At 30.7% G+C, this 313-nt stretch carries 1 protein-coding gene; it reads right to left on the reverse strand.

All coding sequences use genetic code 11. The annotated features are described in order from the left end of the window. On the reverse strand, nt 1–313 hold a 313-nt coding region (locus LB467_RS18815), incomplete at both ends, for a hypothetical protein (RefSeq protein ID WP_224475680.1).

A 313-nucleotide genomic window follows, 5' to 3' on the forward strand; every position in this document is an offset into this window, starting at 1 on the left:
TATTAATAATAAATAAATAACATTATCTATAAACAAAGTGTACTTATATGTGAAAGATATGGCTATTAAAATTGCACAAAATAAACCAATTATGAAAAGTCTAAAAACCTTCCTGTACTGTTTGCCTGCTCTTTGCTTCTGAGCAAATTGTTTATTAAACCTCTTTTCAATCCTGCCTAAGAGAACCCAGGATAGGACAGGAAGCAAGATACCACCCCACCAATTAGAAATTGCAGGTAATTCTTTTTTGTTTAAAATATGATGACTTGCAACACCATCGTGAAAATAATCCCAGAAAAGAAAACTAAAAATT

This window comes from Salegentibacter tibetensis (assembly GCF_020164485.1).
GTDB lineage: Bacteria > Bacteroidota > Bacteroidia > Flavobacteriales > Flavobacteriaceae > Salegentibacter > Salegentibacter tibetensis.